At 63.7% G+C, this 16,556-nt stretch carries 15 protein-coding genes; 4 read left to right on the top strand and 11 right to left on the bottom strand.

Translation table 11 applies throughout. From position 1 onward, the window contains the following. Positions 1-258 precede the first annotated feature (258 nt). Both ACZ0AI_RS20295 and trmA read left to right on the top strand, forming a co-directional pair. A complete protein-coding gene (locus tag ACZ0AI_RS20295; protein ID WP_463563410.1) occupies positions 259-1,548 on the top strand; it encodes an NCS2 family permease in 1,290 nt (429 codons plus the stop codon). Positions 1,549-1,759: 211 nt separating this feature from the next. Further along, positions 1,760-2,857, top strand: a complete 1,098-nt coding sequence (gene trmA, locus ACZ0AI_RS20290; RefSeq protein ID WP_463563409.1) for a tRNA (uridine(54)-C5)-methyltransferase TrmA — start codon at positions 1,760-1,762, stop codon at positions 2,855-2,857. A gap of 195 nt (positions 2,858-3,052) precedes the next feature. Here trmA and ACZ0AI_RS20285 read toward each other — a convergent pair whose 3' ends face one another. Beyond that, the gene (locus ACZ0AI_RS20285) at positions 3,053-6,457 is read right to left on the bottom strand and encodes a hypothetical protein (RefSeq protein WP_463563408.1); all 3,405 of its coding nucleotides are present in this window, start codon (positions 6,455-6,457) and stop codon (positions 3,053-3,055) included. 782 nt (positions 6,458-7,239) lie between these two features. Between ACZ0AI_RS20285 and ACZ0AI_RS20280 the strand changes: the two genes are divergently transcribed. Then, positions 7,240-8,169, top strand: a complete 930-nt coding sequence (locus ACZ0AI_RS20280) for a winged helix-turn-helix domain-containing protein (protein WP_463563407.1) — start codon at positions 7,240-7,242, stop codon at positions 8,167-8,169. Then, on the top strand, positions 8,157-8,891 hold the full coding sequence (locus ACZ0AI_RS20275) for an ATP-binding protein (RefSeq protein ID WP_463563406.1): 735 nt from the start codon (positions 8,157-8,159) through the stop codon (positions 8,889-8,891). Before ACZ0AI_RS20280 ends, ACZ0AI_RS20275 begins: the two co-directional genes overlap by 13 nt. 72 nt (positions 8,892-8,963) lie before the next feature. Here the strand turns inward: ACZ0AI_RS20275 and ACZ0AI_RS20270 are convergent, their stop codons facing one another. From ACZ0AI_RS20270 to sctJ, 10 genes are read right to left on the bottom strand one after another with little or no spacing between them, the layout of a single operon-like run. After that, positions 8,964-10,019: an EscU/YscU/HrcU family type III secretion system export apparatus switch protein gene (locus ACZ0AI_RS20270; RefSeq protein ID WP_463563405.1), complete on the bottom strand. Its 1,056-nt coding sequence runs from the start codon at positions 10,017-10,019 to the stop codon at positions 8,964-8,966. Then, complete coding sequence (gene sctT / locus ACZ0AI_RS20265; protein WP_463563404.1) at positions 10,019-10,837, bottom strand: type III secretion system export apparatus subunit SctT; 819 nt, start codon at positions 10,835-10,837, stop codon at positions 10,019-10,021. Before sctT ends, ACZ0AI_RS20270 begins: the two co-directional genes overlap by 1 nt. Before the next feature lie 3 nt (positions 10,838-10,840). Next, positions 10,841-11,110 (bottom strand): EscS/YscS/HrcS family type III secretion system export apparatus protein, encoded by a 270-nt coding sequence (locus tag ACZ0AI_RS20260; RefSeq protein ID WP_042556779.1) that lies wholly within the window; start codon positions 11,108-11,110, stop codon positions 10,841-10,843. A 3-nt stretch (positions 11,111-11,113) separates the two neighbouring features. Continuing rightward, positions 11,114-11,773 (bottom strand): type III secretion system export apparatus subunit SctR, encoded by a 660-nt coding sequence (gene sctR / locus ACZ0AI_RS20255; RefSeq protein WP_042556778.1) that lies wholly within the window; start codon positions 11,771-11,773, stop codon positions 11,114-11,116. Continuing rightward, a complete protein-coding gene (sctQ, locus tag ACZ0AI_RS20250) occupies positions 11,770-12,780 on the bottom strand; it encodes a type III secretion system cytoplasmic ring protein SctQ (RefSeq protein ID WP_463563403.1) in 1,011 nt (336 codons plus the stop codon). The genes sctR and sctQ overlap by 4 nt, the downstream gene beginning before the upstream one ends. After that, positions 12,777-13,256, bottom strand: coding sequence for a hypothetical protein (locus tag ACZ0AI_RS20245; protein WP_463563402.1), 480 nt, complete (start codon positions 13,254-13,256; stop codon positions 12,777-12,779). The genes sctQ and ACZ0AI_RS20245 overlap by 4 nt, the downstream gene beginning before the upstream one ends. Then, positions 13,253-14,575, bottom strand: coding sequence for a FliI/YscN family ATPase (locus ACZ0AI_RS20240; protein ID WP_463563401.1), 1,323 nt, complete (start codon positions 14,573-14,575; stop codon positions 13,253-13,255). Before ACZ0AI_RS20240 ends, ACZ0AI_RS20245 begins: the two co-directional genes overlap by 4 nt. Continuing rightward, positions 14,572-15,156: a type III secretion system stator protein SctL gene (gene sctL, locus ACZ0AI_RS20235; RefSeq protein ID WP_463563400.1), complete on the bottom strand. Its 585-nt coding sequence runs from the start codon at positions 15,154-15,156 to the stop codon at positions 14,572-14,574. The genes ACZ0AI_RS20240 and sctL overlap by 4 nt, the downstream gene beginning before the upstream one ends. Then, complete coding sequence (locus tag ACZ0AI_RS20230; protein ID WP_463563399.1) at positions 15,153-15,779, bottom strand: type III secretion protein; 627 nt, start codon at positions 15,777-15,779, stop codon at positions 15,153-15,155. The genes sctL and ACZ0AI_RS20230 overlap by 4 nt, the downstream gene beginning before the upstream one ends. Next, entirely contained in the window at positions 15,776-16,555 is a 780-nt protein-coding gene (gene sctJ, locus ACZ0AI_RS20225; protein WP_463563398.1) for a type III secretion system inner membrane ring lipoprotein SctJ, read from the bottom strand. Before sctJ ends, ACZ0AI_RS20230 begins: the two co-directional genes overlap by 4 nt. Position 16,556: the final 1 nt, after the last annotated feature.

The following is a 16,556-nucleotide window of genomic DNA, read 5'->3' as shown; positions in this document are numbered from 1 at the left end:
TTACGCGGCAGCGCTTGCCCGCTCGACGCGCAGTGAATATTGCGCACGCCGGCTGACAGTGGCTTATCGCACCAAGAATGCGCGCTGGCGGCTGCACCGGACAATAATTGAAAGCGCTCTATCCGACACGATGTTCACCGAGCCCAGACGAGCAGCTATGATGCCGCGCTTGCGCGGATCAGCGGGGCGGCTGGCACATGATGTGCTTTGCTTGCCCTCTGCCATTCACCACGCGTCGCTGCCATCGGGAGCCCCGGCATGCTGGAAAGACTGTTCCAACTCAACGCACACAACACCACGGTTCGTACCGAGATTCTCGCTGGGGTCACCACCTTCCTGACCATGGCCTACATCCTGTTCGTCAACCCGAGCATCCTCGGCGAGACGGGCATGGACAAGGGTGCGGTGTTCGTCGCCACCTGCCTGGCGGCCGCCTTCGGCTCCGCCGTCATGGGCCTGATCGCCAACTACCCAATCGCCCTGGCGCCGGGCATGGGCCTCAACGCCTTCTTCACCTATACCGTGGTGCTGGGCATGGGCCACACCTGGCAGGTCGCGCTGGGTGCGGTGTTCCTGTCGGCGTGCCTGTTCTTTCTGCTGTCGATCTTCAAGATCCGCGAATGGATCATCAACAGCATTCCGCTGGAGCTGCGCTCGGCCATCGCCGCCGGTATCGGCCTGTTCCTGGCGCTGATCGCCCTGCAGAACGCCGGTATCGTCGCCGCCAACCCGGCGACCATGGTCGGCCTCGGCGACCTGGGCGCGCCCGGTGCACTGCTGGCGATTCTCGGCTTCTTCCTGATCATCGGCTTGGAAGCGCTGCGCGTCACTGGCGCGGTACTGATCAGCATTCTGGTGGTCACCGGGCTGAGCATTCTGCTCGGGGTCAGCGAGTTCGGTGGCCTGATGTCGATGCCGCCCTCCCTGGCACCGACCTTCATGCAGCTGGATATCGCCGGCGCGCTGGACGTCGGTCTGATCAGCGTGATCTTCGCCTTCCTGTTCGTCGACCTGTTCGACAACTCCGGCACCCTGATCGCCGTGGCCAAGAAAGCCGGGCTGATGCGCAAGGACGGTCACCTGCCGAAGATGGGCCGAGCGCTGATCGCCGACAGCACCGCCGCCCTGGGCGGCTCGCTGCTGGGCACCTCGACCACCACCAGCTACATCGAGTCGGCGGCTGGCGTCAGCGCTGGCGGACGCACCGGGCTGACCGCCATCGTGGTCGCCATCCTGTTCCTGTTCGCCCTATTTTTCGCCCCGCTGGCCGGCAGCGTGCCAGCCTTCGCCACGGCACCGGCGCTGCTGTTCGTTGCCGTGCTGATGGCCTCGGGTATGGCCGAGATCGAATGGAGCGACATCACCGTGGCAGCCCCTGTGGTGGTCACCGCCCTGGCGATGCCGCTGACCTACTCGATCGCTACCGGTATCGCCTTCGGCTTCATCACCTGGGTCGCCGCCAAGACATTGGCCGGGCGCTTCCGAGAGCTGAACGGGATGTTGATTGCGCTGGCCATCTTCTGCGTGATCAAGCTGGCATTGTTCTGAGATTTCGCCTCCGATCAGGCATTCGCTCATCGGTGGGCTGAAGCCCACCCTACGCCGCATCCTAGGCAATCCACCTGATCGTTCCCACGCTCTGCGTGGGAACGCCTCCCCGGACGCTCCGCGTCCCGCAGCGCAGATGATCGACGGGAACGGCACGCCGGCAGCGGAATCGCTACAATGGCGCCCCGTTTTCCTGCCGCACGAGTGACCGATGAGCCGTCCCGCATTCGACCCCGCCGCCTACGACGCCCAACTCGCCGAGAAGAAGGCCCGCCTGGTGGAGCTGCTGGCGCCGTTCGCCGCCCCGGAGCCCGAGGTGTTCGAGTCGCCACGCGAGTACTACCGCCTGCGTACCGAATTCCGCCTGTGGCGCGAAGCCGGCAGCGAGAATCGTCATTACGCGATGTTCGAAGCCGGCGACAAGCACAGCCCGATCTTCTTCGAAGACTTCCCCATCGCCAGCCTGCGCATCAATGCGCTGATGCCGCGCCTCAAGGCCGCCTGGCAGGCGAGCAACACGCTGGGCTTCAAGCTGTTTCAGGTGGAGTTCCTCACCACCCTGAATGGCGATGCGCTGATCACCCTGTGCTACCACCGCCCCCTGGATGACGCTTGGGAAGCCGCTGCCAAGGTGCTGGCCGAAGAGCTGGGCGTGAGCGTAGTCGGGCGCTCGCGGGGCAAGCGTATTGTCGTCGGCCGTCCTTATGTCGAGGAGCGCCTGGAAGTGGCTGGGCGTACCTTCCGCTATCGCCAGCCGGAGGGTGCCTTCACCCAGCCCAATGGCGAGGTGTGCCAGAAGATGCTCGGTTGGGCCTACGACGTACTCGGCGAGCGCGAAGACGATCTGCTGGAGCTGTACTGCGGCAACGGCAACTTCACCCTGCCGCTGGCCACTCGCGTGCGCAAGGTGCTGGCCACCGAGATCAGCAAGACCTCGGTCAATGCGGCGCTGGCCAACCTGGCCGACAACCAGATCGACAACGTCACCCTGGTGCGCCTTTCCGCCGAGGAATTGACCGAAGCGCTCAACGAGGTTCGCCCGTTCCGCCGCCTGGCCGAGATCGACCTGAAGAGCTACGACTTCGGCAGCGTGTTCGTCGACCCGCCCCGTGCTGGCATGGATACCGACACCTGCGAGCTGACCCGCCGTTTCGAGCGCATTCTGTACATCTCTTGCAACCCGGAGACCCTGGCGCAGAACATCGCCCAGTTGCACGACACCCACCGCATCGAACGCTGCGCGCTGTTCGACCAGTTCCCCTATACCCACCACATGGAATCAGGCGTGCTGCTGGTACGTCGCGGTTAAGCCGGAAGCAGCCGGTGGATGCAGAGCTTTCTTTTTGTAGGAGGGGCTTTAGCCGCGAGCTTTTTATCAAGGCTAACAAAGAGCTCGCGGCTAAAGCCGCTCCCACAAAAGCAGCAGCGCTCTATGTCCGCTTCCGCCTTGAAACAGCCACTTTAATGGCCCGTACGCTCTAGCGTGCGGGCCGTGAGCGCCTTATCAGCTCACCTGTTCCAACCACTTGTCCACATCTTTGCGGCTGATTTTCCCGTCGCTCTTGGTGTTGTTGGGGTGGAAGCGGATGGTGTCGAGGAATTCGAAGAACTCCTTGTTATCCATCAGGAACTGCACGGCCTCGATGTCTTCCTTGGAGTTGTCGAAGCGGTCGTCGCCCTTGAGCAGTTTGTTGAAGTCCTTGTCGCTGACGATGTCGTCGCTGCCCTGCCACTGCTCCCAGTTGTCGACGATGCGGTCGATCTTGTCCTTGTTGTCGCGGTAGAACTCGGCGTCGAACTTGTCGCTGTGGGTGACCAGATCCTGCATGTTGTCGGTGAACCAGTCGTCGTCGATGCGCCCATCCTTCTCGACCTTCTCGGTGAATTCCTTGTAGTGCTCGGGTTGTGCCTCCCAGACGGGAATGTCCTCGGGGTACCAGGCATCGAAGCGGTCTTCGTACTTGCCCTCGTAATAGTTGTACTCGTAGCCCATGTGCACCAGGTAGTTGAGCTTGTCGCCCCACTCCTTCTCGAGTACACCGTCGTTACCCAGCTCGCGGAAGTAGTCGCGTACCTTCTCGACCGTCTCCTCGCTTTTCTTCAGGGCGACCACACCGCCGATGATGGCGCCGATGAAACCCAGTACCGCCCCCACACCGCCGGCAGCGGCGGCAACCACCCCGGCAACGGCCGCCGAACCGACGCCGATGGCTGCAGCCAGGCCGGCCCCGCCCATCACCAACCCCGCGGTGCCGCCAACCAGCTGCAGGCTCTTGGCGGCGAACTGTTCGGGCGTGCCACCTTCCTTGCGCAGCTTGTCGATGCCCATGCCGCCGAGTACCAGGTCGAGCACCCCACCCACCACGTCGGCAGCGCCGCCGATGGTCGACAGCGCACCACCCACCCAGCGCAGCCGATCGGCCTCGGGCACCTTGCTCAAATCCGGGTTCTTGTCGGTGATGTTGAGAAAGCTGGTGCGCGCCGCGTCACGCTGCTCCGGCGGCAGCTGTTCGATCAAGTCCTCGACTGCCGGCCGTGATTTGCGGGTGGTGTCATCGAACTCCTTCCAGAAACTGTCGGCGGTGAATTTCTCGCCCATGTCGAGCTGGGGCAGCTCCTTGAGGTTGTCGAGCTTCTGCTGCCTTTCCTTGAGTTCGATGGCGTCGGTTTCCGACACGTCCCTGGGTTTGAAGTGCTTGTCCCAGACGGTTTCCTTGAGGCTCTTGCCCAACCCCAGCGTATCGGCAATGCTCGGCTTGCCCGGGCTGCTCGGGGTGCGGAACAGCTCTTCATAGGCCCCGGTGACCATGGTGGCCATCGGCGAGATCATGCTGATGGTGGTCACGAAGTTCTTCGCCGCCTCGATGCGCTCGGCCGGCGTTTCGCCGAAGTTCAGCCCGCCATCGGAGAGCTTGTAGATCCCGGCGACCATCGAGATCAACCCGGCGCCGGAACTCAGTACCCCGGTCTTGCCTAGCTTGCCCAGTACCCCGGCGACACCGTCGCGCTCGGCCAGGGGGACTTTCGCCACCGCCTTTTCGATCTTCTCGGCGGTGATGGCACCGGAATTCCCCGAGGGGTCGTTGATGCTCGCCTTGGCGCTGTCCTTGAGCAGTTGGGTCAGCGGCTCCCGGGAGTTTTCCGCGGCGGTGACCAGCTTCTGCTCCTCGGCATTCAGCTCGGGCTTGGCCTGGCCCTTTTCCTTGCCGCCGCCGAAGTAGTAGTTGTAGATGTCGGTACCGCGCTTGGTACCCAGCACCGAGGTCATCATGGTGGTCAGCAGCGTGGAGACCATGTCGGTGGTGGCCTTGTCGACGTTCTCCTCGCCGACGCCTTCGACACCATCCTTGTAAAGCTCGTTGAGCTGGTCGATGGGAATGCCGAACTTGAACTCGGTGTCGATCTGCGCCGCCAGCTCCGAATCGAGCAGGCTGAGTGACTGCATGTCGGCGGCGTAACGTGCCGCCGCGCCTTCGGGGTTGTCCTTCTCCAGCGCCTCGAGCGCCTTCTTGTACTCGGGGTCGCGCAGGGTCTCGGCCAGCTTGTCCTTGAAGCCGTCCTTGTCCTCGACCTTGTCGATCGCCTCCTTGAGAAAACGATCGTTGTCGGCGGCGATGTCCTCATCGGTCATCAATGCCAGCAGTTCCTCGCCGAGCTTGCCCTCGTCCACCAGCCCGCGCATTTCGGCCGGGTTCATCTCCTTGGGATCTTTGCCATAGCTGGTGGTGGTGCTGTTGAAGGCGCCGTTGGTGGTGCTGTAGGGCAGGTACTGGAAGCCGCCGCTGAGCATCGCCCGGGCTTCGAGCAGGCGCAGGTACTTGGCTTCCTTGGAGTCGGACGGCTTGTCCTTGTAGGCCTCCTTGAGATTGTCGTAATACAGCTCGCCAACGGTCTTGGCCTTGCCGTCCTTCTTCTCGCTGGTTTCGGCGAGCATCAAGTCGGTTTCCTTGGCGGGCGGCAGGTCGCGATCCTCGAATGCCTTGTCGACGGCGCCTTGCTGCTTCTCGGTCTGCACCCCGCTGAGGTTGGCAAAATGCTCCGGCGTGACACTCTCGATGACGATGAACTTGCCACGCCGCGGCGTTTCCACGGCAAGCACGCCCGGCGCCAGGGTCTCCACCTTGGTGCCATCGGTGACCACCGGGATGTCATCCCGGGCACTCATCACCTTGTAGCCGTCGTCCTCGATCTTGCTCTCGATCTTGTCGCGGGTCTCGGCCAGCTCCTTGACCTTCTTGTAGGCTTCCGGCGATACCTCCTTGGAGACTGCGTACTTGCTACCATCGGCAGTGGTGAACAGGGCCGTATCGTTCTCGCCATAGGACAAGCTGTTGTCGACGGTCAGCTGGAAGCCATGGACGGGGTGATACACCGCCGCGCTCATATCCATGTAGCCGTCTTCGATGAAACGCAGATCACCCAGCTCGGGAATCTGCTCGGCCGAGGTGACCACCTCGAACCCGTAGGCTTCGCGTTTGCCAAGCCAGAGCTCATGCTCTTCGGACAGTTCTTTCTCGGTCCAGGCCGGTGGCCCGGCGACGTCACCGGCATCCAGTTTTTCCTTGGCCACCTGGTGCAGCCGCGGGTTCACGCCGGCGTGCACCAGTACCTGATCACCATTTTTCATGGTCACCAGCAGCAGGTCATCCCAGAGCATCAGGCGATGGCCGGTGGAGGACAACCACTCGCTCTCGACGTTGACGATGTCCTCTTCCTTCCACTGGTGATTGCTCTCGGCCAGCGGCGGCTTACCGTCCAGGTAGGGGCCGCGGTACTCCTTGTAGGCCTCGATGCCTTCCTTGTCGAGCTGACCGCCCTTGCTCTGAGCCTCACGCAGCTTGTCATCGAAGTCAGTGTCGCCGGTCTCTCCAGTTACGCGTTTTGGGGTTGTTGTATCGATAGTGCTCATGGGTGTCTGCGCTCCGGCTTAATAAGCGGACAAGGTCGCAAAACGGGATGGCGAGCCTTGTGCAAAAGAGAGTGCCTGTGGCACTTGTTGAACGGCGCAGACCTGTGCATGACGACTCGCCAATTAACGAGAACGAGAACTGCGCACGCAAAAAGGCATGACCTGCTGCTCCCTCATTCAAGCAATCGTCACATTGATGTAACAACCTGATCGCAACGGATTTCGCAGCTTTTCACAGCACCACATGACCCTTAACAGGATGCGGGGGTGGCGCTGAACGGACTGTCAGGAGTATCGCGACATGCCAGCTTATTCGTGCTCGACCGACCTCACCGCGAACGGATTTCCGAACGCGTTTTTGGCCGCTATCCGATTTCCCGAACGCACATTCCTTGGTGAACCGTACGGGCCATTCACAATCAATCAGTTAGCGATCATCCAGTCACGCCCGGGCGCGGCACGTTAATTGCGATGTGTACCCCTGCCTCTGATCGACACCGCTTTGTAGCGATGCGGTGATAAACAAAAACAAACGACGTTTGGGGGGATTTCTTCTTGCCTATTCAAACTGCCGTACTGGCACGTTTCGTCAGCACCCGTCTCACCGGGCCGCCACACGAGCCGAACCCGAGCATGACTGGGTGCGCTCACGCGCAGCCGTCGCCAGTGCGTACAACAACCATAATCCTTGAGGGACTATAGGCATGTATTCGACCACTCTCGGCACCACCACGCCGACCGAGACGCCTTATGACCATGCACCATTCAGCAGCGAAGGCGCCTTGCGGTTCGGGGCCTTCATCCTCTACCCACGCCAGCATCTGTTACTGAAGAACGGCGAACCCGTCAGCCTGGGTAGCCGCGCGCTGGACTTGCTCATTGCGATGGCCTCGCGCTCGGGTGAGCTGCTGGAAAAATCCGAACTGATCGCCTGTGCATGGCCCAAGGTCATCGTCGAAGAGTGCAACCTGCGCGCGCAGATCGTCGCCCTGCGCCGGGTGCTCGGTGAGGATGAAAGTGGCTTCGAATACATCGTCACCGTTCCCGGCCGCGGCTATCGTTTCGTGGCCCGTACCGAGCCCTACGAGGCCTCCAGTGAGCCAGCAGTTGCGGAGCGCTTACAGTCGCTACCCAGCCTGATCAGCCGACCACTGGGCCGCGATGCGGTGCTGCAGCGACTGAGCGAGCAACTGTTGCAGACTCGCCTGATCTCCCTGGTCGGCCCCGGCGGTATCGGTAAGAGCACCGTCGCTCTGGCGCTGGGCAACCAGTTGGCCGGCGAGATGCCCCACGGCACCTGCTTCGTCGACCTCAGTGAAATCGATGACGACAGCCGCATCCCTCACGCCCTGGCCGAAGCGCTGGGCCTGCAGGCGGGCAGCGACCCCCTGCGTGACGTGATGCAATACCTGCAGCAACGCCGCCAGTTGCTGATTCTGGATAACTGCGAACAGGCTCTGGATGGCACCGCTCTGGTGGTGGAAACCCTGCTCAAGTGGACCCTGACTGCGCCATTCTCACCACCAGCCGCGAGCCATTGCGCACCGCGGGCGAACAGGTCGAACGCCTGCTGCCACTGCAATTGCCGGCGGCCTGTGAGCATCCGAACAGCGAGCAGGCGCTGGCCTACCCGGCCATCGAACTGTTCGTCGAACGGGTGCAGGCCAGTGACACCGCCTTCACCCTCAACGACGGCAACGTGGCAGACGTGATCAGCATCTGCCGCAAGCTCGACGGCATCCCTCTGGACATCGAAATCGCCGCGACCCGCGCCAGCGCCTTCGGTCTGGCACAACTTGCCGAGCTGCTGGACGGCGAGTTTCGCCTGCAAATGGAGGGTCGCCGTACCGCGCCGCCACGCCATCGTTCGCTGCGTGCCACATTGGACTGGTCGTACCAGACGCTGGCACCCGCCGAGCAGGCGATGCTGCGACTGGTGGCGATTTTCAACGGCACCTTCACCCTCAATGCAGTGCGCGCCATAGTCGAAGGCGACGAACTGCTATCGGGCGATCCGCTGCCGCTGATCGAAAGCCTGGTGGATAAGTCCCTGTTGATCGCTCACCGCGACGACACCCTGAAGTTCTACCAGATGCCCAAAACCGAGCGTCTATACGCCCTGGAAAAACTCGACCAGACCGGCAATACCCAACGGATCGTCGCCCGCCACGCCGCCTATGCACTGGCCGTGGTGAAGAAAGCCGCGAATCAGCTGGAAACCGTGGTGCCGGAAGCCTGGAAGAGCCTCTACGGCGCGGAAAGCGACACTATCCGCTCGGCACTGACCTGGGCCTGCTCCACCGACGGCAACCAGTCGCTAGGCCTGGAACTGACGCTGGCGGCACTCGGCCTTGGCCCTTATCGAGATCGCTCGTCGCGCCCGCGAGTCGAGCAGGCGCACTATCAGGCTCCACTGCGCCAGCAGGTACGCTGAGCGGCAAAAGATCGGGACATCGCGGATGGACGGCGGCCACTGCGACAGATCCTGACAGCCCGACAGCGATTGCTAGATCAGCCGCGCCGCGACCAGCGCATCGGCCACCGGCTGAAACGTGTTGGCCGGAATCGGCTCGCCTTTCACTGCACGCTTGGCAATATCGGCAGCCAGTTTGGCATCGGCACTGCGCGGCACGCCCAGGCTCACTGACTGCGCCAGCAAGGCTTTCGCGTCCTGCGCCGAGGCGATGCATACCAACACCGGCACCGGGGTCTCGCCGCGTACGTAGCGGACGCCGACCAGCCAGCCGTCTTCGCTGCCGATCATCAACGTGGCATGGGCGATACCGACCTTGCGGCTGCTCAGGGCCTGCATTTCGCGGCGCTGGCGCTGACGTTCGCGCTTGATCAGCGGATCACCGTCCATGTCCTTGCGCTCGCGTTTCTGCTCGCTGCGGGTCATGCGCATTTCACGCTGGAACAGCCAGCGCTGCAGCAGCACGTCGACGATACCGATGACCAGATAGGTGACGATAACCGTGGCCACCAGCGGCTTGAGCAGCAGGAAGAACACCGATTCGATGCACCCGGCACCACAGCGCGACGACTCCATCAGCGCCTGCAGGGCGATACGCCCAACCACGTAGAAGGCGACCGACAGCACCAGCACCTTGAACAGGCTCTTGAGAAACTCGATGAAATTGCGCATCGAGAAGATGCGTTTGGCACCCTCGACCGGATTGATCCGGGCAATGTCTGGTTTTATTGACTCACCGGAGAACAGCATGCCGCGCATCGTGACGATATTGGTGAGAATCACGCACACCACGGTTATCCCAAGGATCGGCAGAGCGGTGCGCAGCAATACCTGTTGAGCACTCTCCAGCAGGCGCGGCCAAACCGTGGCAAACGGTTCGACGTAGATGGTCGCGGCAAGGTCAAGCAAGCCGCGCACCCGCGACTCGGCGATGCCGGCGATAAAGGCGATGCACACTGTGCAGCCGAGCAGCACCACCGCCGACACCATGTCCTGGCTCTTCGAAACCTGGCCCTTCTGGCGGGCCTCGCGCAGTTTCTTGTCGGAGGCCGGCTGGGATTTTTCCTCGCTGCCGCTGTTGCCCGCCACTAGGACTCACCTGCGCCAGACAGCGTCTTGAGCACCTCGACGGTGCCGCGAAACTCGGCCAGTTGTTCGAGCATCAGCGGGATCAGGAAGCCGCAGTAAAGCACCATCAGGAAGGTGAAGATCAGGTTCTTCACCGATAGTGAGAGGTCGAAGATATTCATCTGCGGTGCCATCCGCGACAAGTAGGCAAGCATCATGTCGACGACCAGCAGGGCAATGATCAGCGGCGCCACCATCAGCACGCCGATGCGCATCACCTGGTCGAGAATCGCCAACACCGCCTCCAGCGCCGAACTGGCGATCACCGGGGTGAACGCGGTGACGGGCCATAGCTGGTAGCTGTGATAGAAGCCGTCGACCATCAGAATGAAGCCGCCGGACATGAAGAACAGGGTAATCAACATCACGCTGAGCAAGGTCGCGGTTACCCCGGACTCGCCGGCTCCGGACGGGTCGACCAGTTGCGCCATGGTCGACCCGCGTTGCAGATCGACCAGCTCGCCGGCCACTTCGGCGGCCCAGAACGGAATGCCGAACAGCAGCCCAACGGTCACCCCGATAAGGAACTCTTTGACCATCAGACCGGCTAGAAAGAAGCTGCCGTAATCCTCCAGCGCGGTCAGCGCAGAGAAAGCTGGCAAGAACATCGGCGCGGAAATCGCCACCGCCACGCAACTGCGGATCATCCCGGTCAGCCCCAGGCGGTTGAATGCCGGGGTGATGAACACCAAGCCCAGCGCCCGACATACCGCCAAGGCCGCCGCCGAGATCACCGGGTAGGCGATCTCGGCGATGCCCAGGCCGATGTCGGCATCCATGCCCTAGCGTGTCCAGGCGGGGAAATTGTCCAGCACGTGGCTCGCCAGCGCCGCCACCTGGGTCGCCAGCAACGGGCCGATCAGCACCAGCACCAGCAGCACCGCCACCAGCTTCACCGCCTGCGGCAGGGTCTGATCCTGGATCTGCGTCAGCGCCTGCAACAGCCCTACGCCCAGGCCGATGAGAATAGCCACGCCCAAGGCGGGCGCGCTAAGCAGCAGCACGGTCATCAGTGCCTGCTTCATCAACGAGAGAAATACATCCTGGCCCATGCTTCACCCTCCTCCGTAACTGAGGATCAGGCCGTGCATCAGCCGTGACCAGCCGCTGACGGCGACGAATAGAAAAATCTTCAGGGGTATCGAGATCAGTGTCGGTGACACCATCATCATGCCCATGGCCATCAGCACGTTGGCCACCAGCAGGTCGATCACCAGGAAGGGGATGTAGAGCAGAAAACCGATTTCGAAGGCACGGGTCAGCTCGGAGCTGACGAACGCAGGAATCAGCACCACCAGATCGTCGTCGCGCAGATCGGCGCGCGCCTCCTCTGACCATACGGTCTCGGTGGCCTGCACGAAGAATGCGCGTTCAGAAGGGTTGGCGAAGCGTGACAGATGCGTCTGCAAGGGCGCGTGCAGGGCGTCCCCCAGTTCGCGCAGTTCCTCGGCGTTCTGCAGGCTGATCGAGCGGCCCTCCACCTCGCGGTACATTTCGCCGATCAGCGGCGTGGTCACGTACACGGCGAGGATCAGGGCGATGCCATAGAGCACCAGGTTCGGCGGCGTCTGCTGCACGCCCAGGGCGTTACGGATCAGGAACAGCACCACGGAGATTTTCAGAAAGCCGGTCAGGGTCACCACCGCCAGGGGAATCAGACCGATCGTGGTAACGACCAGAATGATTTCCAGCAGGTTCGGTTGGTAATCCGTCATAGGCTGGCGAACCGGGTCAGGCGTACACCCAGACCATCACCGATGGCGACCAGCTCGCCGCGCCCTACGCAGCGCCCATTGACCATCAGCTCGACCTGTTCGGCCTCGATGACAGGCAGGGCCAGCACACTACCCTCGCCCAGTTCGCGCAGTTGCCCCAGCGGTAGCTCCAGGCTGCCGATCTGACAGATCACCGTCAGCGGTACATCGTCCAGTTGCGCATCATCGGCGTCTTGCCCCATGGGGTTCTCCGTATTCGGGTTGATCGGTTGCAAGGCTTCGAGCAGTTCCAGGCCGGACTGCTGGCGTTTGAAACGGGCCTGCCGGTGTCCATTGGCGAGCACCAACAAACCATCGGCGCCCGACGGACAATCGAGCATCAGCACATCGCCCGGCTGCAGGCTGCGCAGTTCGGCCAGGCTCAGGGTCTGCCAGCCTCGCTGCAGCGCCAGGCCCAGTTGCAACATCGGCAGCGCATGGCGCGCCGGCTGCAGGTGGCGCTCCAGCAAACCGGCCACCGCTTCGCCGGCAGCAGTGCTGAGGCCCAGGCCAAGAACGCCGAGCCGCGCACCCGCGATACTCGGTTGCAGGGTCAGCATGAAATCCCAGGGCTGCGGCTCGGCATCCAGTGTCAGGGCCTCGCCCAGTTCCTGTTCCAGAGGTGCAATCCAAGGCAACAGCGCCTGTTCGAGCAGCACGCTCTGCAGGGGCTGCGGCAGGCTGTGAAAATCACGTTGTAGATCGAGGGGCGCCAGCAGCCACTCGAGCAGGGGCGCATCCATATGCAGTTGCAGCGTCGCCGCTCCGAGCCGCGCAGGCAGCACAATGGCCGCGTCCATTGCTGACGGCTGGCCGCTGACGCTGACCTCGAGCCGCTCGCCGGCCACTTGTCCCTGCCAGGGCTGGCGGAGCCGCAACAGACGATTGTGCAGCGCCTGCCGGGCGACATCGAGCTGCGGCAGCAACGGTAGCAAAGGCGCGGGCAGCGACGATTGATGGCAATTCATCGACGTGTGGCTCCATGGGAACGGTCTTCGGCAAGGCTTTCCTCGATCGCCTCAGCGGCCCGCTGCTGAGTGCGGTAATGGCGTTGCAGCAAGGGCTCCAGTGCCTCGCATTGCAGCTGACGACGCAACCAGAGCTGGTGAGCCTGATCACGGCTGGCCTGCACTTCGGCCAGATACCGACATGCCTCGCTGGCCTGCTCCGCCAGATGCCCGCGCTGCGCCTCAAGGGCGTCGAGAAGATCCAGGGCGTTGCGGTACTGCCCAACCGGCAGTGCGCCTTCGCTGAGCAGGGTCTGCAGTTGCCGGGCTTCCTGTTCGAGCAACGCCAGCGCCTCGCGAACCTCGGCTTGCGCTGCGGCCAGCCGCTGGGCCGCCTCCTGGCAACGCACGCGCCAGCTGGTCAGTTGCGCCTCGGCACGACGCTCGCGCAGGCGACGCAGATCGTCCAGTTGCTGCACGGCGTGGGCGCTGCTCATGCCAGCACCTTGCGCAGCGCACGCAGCGTGTCGTCGAGACTGCTAGGTTCGGCGGCATCCTGGCGCAGGAACTGTTCGATGGCAGCCTGCCGGGCGATGGCCTCGTCGGCCAGAGGATCGCTGCCGGGCACGTAGTCGCCCGTACGCACCAACAGTTCGATATCGGCATGCCGCGCCATCAGTGCACGCAGGTGAGCAGCGAGCTGCCGCTGCTCGGGCTCGACCACCCGATCCATCAGGCGACTACGGCTCTGCAGCACATCGATGGCCGGGAAATGGTTGCGCTGGGCCAACGCGGCACTGAGCACCAGATGGCCGTCGAGGATCGAGCGCACTTCCTCGGCCACCGGGTCGAGGGAGGCGTCACCTTCGGTGAGCACCGTATACAGCGCCGTGATGCTGCCCGTGGCCGAGGGCCCGGAGCGTTCCAGCAGGCGCGGCAGAGCGGAAAACAATGACGGTGGGTAGCCACGGCGGGTCGGCGGCTCGCCGATGGCCAGGCCGATCTCGCGCTGGGCACGGGCGAAGCGGGTCAGGCTGTCGAGCAACAGCAGCACATGGCGGCCCTGATCACGGTGATACTCGGCGTGGGCGGTGGCCACCAGCGCGGCCTTGACCCGCTCGGTGGCCGGGCGATCCGAGGTAGCGACCACCGCGACAGTGCGGGCACGGGCTTCGGCGCCCAGGTGGACGTCGAGCAGCTCGCGCACCTCACGTCCGCGCTCGCCGATCAGGCCGATGACGATCACCTGGGCCTCGCTGCGCCGCACGATGCTCGCCAGCAGCGACGACTTGCCCACGCCGGGCTCGCCGAAGATACCCATGCGCTGACCGCGAGCCACCGTGAGCAGACCGTCGATGGCACGGATACCGAGCGGCATCGGCTGCTCGATCAGTTGCCGGGAAAACGGCGCAGGCGGCTCGGCCTGCAATGGATAGCGCTGCAGGCCACTGATCGGTGGGCCGCCATCAAGGCAGTCGCCCAGCGGCCCGATCACCCGGCCAAGCAGGGCATCGCCCACCAGCACACTCTGGTTCTCGCCCGTGGCGACGATTTCGGTACGGGTCGACAGGCCCTCAAGAGAGCCGACCGGCGAGAGAATCGCCTCATCGCCGTCGAACCCCACCACCTCGGCAGTCAGCACGCGGCCACTGGCTGGATCGCTGAGACGGCACAGCTCGCCGATGCCGACGTCCGGTACGCTGGCCTGGATCAGGGTGCCGCGGATACTGCGGATACGCCCGCGCAACGGCCGCGGTTGCGCATCGTCCAGGCGGGCGCTGAGGGTTGGCAACAGGTCGTTCAGGGGCGCATTCATGCGCCGCCCTCCAGCACACCGGGCAACAACGCCTGGCGCAACCCCTGCAGCTGGGTATGCAGATCCAGCTCGACGCTGGCCTGGGGGCTGCTCAGACGGGCATGGCCAGCGGCGAGGCTGTCATCCGCTTCCACCTGCAGACGTTCGCCGAGATCGGCCAGTTGCCCGCGCACCGCGTCGAGCTGATCGGGTCGCACCTGCAGGCGCAGCCGCTGCCCCTCGCGGAACGCCGACAATGCCCGACGCGTACACAGTGCCAGGCGCGTGCCGTCATCCAGTTCACCGATCACCTGGCGGGCGATGCCCAGGGCCAGATCGGTCATCTGCGCTTCCAGGCCGGCCAGGTAGTCATCGACCTGCAGCGCCGTGCGTGCCAGCAGCTCCGCTGCCTCGCGTTGCCCTTCGGCGCGCCCGTCCGCCAGGCCCTCGTCTCGTGCCTGATCACGCAGGCGCTGCAAGTCGTCGTGGGTTCTTTCGGCTTCCTCGCGGGCAGCCTGCAGAAAGGCGTAGCCGTCGATCCATTGCGCGGCCTGCTCGCCACGCAGGATGCGCTGGCCAGGTTTACTTGGCAGGGTACTCATGCCACGCCCCGCTCTTCTTGAGCGGTGAGGGCACTGGCCACCTGGCGTACCCGCTGGATGTCATCGCCGTTGCCTGTCGACAGCTGCGCAGCCAGATCGAAGCGCAGGCGCAGCCAGGCCTGCAACGGGGCCGGCTGTGCGGCCAGCCAGGCATCCACGCAACGCTGTCCATCCTGGTCGATGGCGGCGAGCAACGCATCGCCCGAAATGATCGCCTGCTTGCCGACGGGTGGTGCGCGCCAGTTCACGGCCAGGTCGTAGACCTCGTCTCCCAGATGCGCACGCAACCTCTGCACCAGCGGCCCACGAATCTCCCGAGCCAGGGAGGCGGCATGCTGGCAGGCACCGCAGGTCAACGCGAGACGGGCAAAACGCTGCTGGGACAGGAGCACCACCGGCAGGTCGTCATCGGCGACCTGGCCAACGCTCGCCAGTGGTTCAAGTCCGTAATAAGAAGCGAGCAAGCCGCCGATGCGCCCCGCGAAGCGCGGCTGCCTGGCCAGATCGATCACCCGCTCACGGGGCACCGCGCCGAGCAATGCGGCTTCCAGGCAATCTTCGGCGACGAATTGCATCGGTTGAGCCAGCAGCGCGCGCCAGGCGTCGCGCAATGCCTGGCTCATTCGCTTTCCCTCAGTACGTAGGTGCCCTGGCCCTGGCGTTCGCGCCACAGGTACCAGGCGAATGCCCCGGCCATACCGAGCAGCAGAAGCAGCCCGGTAAAGAACAGGGTACGTGCCCGCGACACGCTTTCATCGAGCATCCAGATGCCCAGGAATGAGCTTAGCGGTGGCCGCGTATCGTCACGCAGGTTACGCATCGCCGCCTTGATCGCGGTGACCGAAACGCCGTCGTAGTTGAGCCCCGAGATGCTGTTGGCGACCAGGGTCTTGATCTGCGGAATCAGTTGGTCGACATCGGTATCCGGCTCATAGCGGATCAGCACCGACGCCGATGAAGGCGAAATCACCCGCTTGAGCAGGTCGTTGTCGGGCAGCACCACGTGCACCCGCGCCGACAGCACGCCATCGATCTGCGAAACGGTGTGCGACAACTCCTCGCTCAAGGCGTAAACCATCTGCGCCCGCTCCTGTACCGGCGATGACACCAGCCCGTTGTTCTTGAACACTTCGCCCATGTTGGAAAACTGCTGCTCCGGCAGGCCGGCCTCGTCGAGCAGGGCCACGGCATCGGAAAGCCGCTCCTGGGGCACGCTGACGGTGATGCGGCCATCCTCCTGCACCTGGCGCTGGGCGGCGATGCCCTCACGCAGCAATGCAGCGACCATGCTGTTGGCTTCACGCTCGCCCAGGTTGCTGTACAGCACCATGCCGTCACAGGCCTGCAGCAGCAGCGTCAGCATCAACAGCGCGACCAGCCGAAAGGGATGCCCGCGCATA

The sequence above is a fragment of the Pseudomonas sp. AC355 genome, from assembly GCF_979258205.1.
Note: the sequence above shows the minus strand (reverse complement) of the source record. Positions and strands in the feature narration are given on the sequence as shown.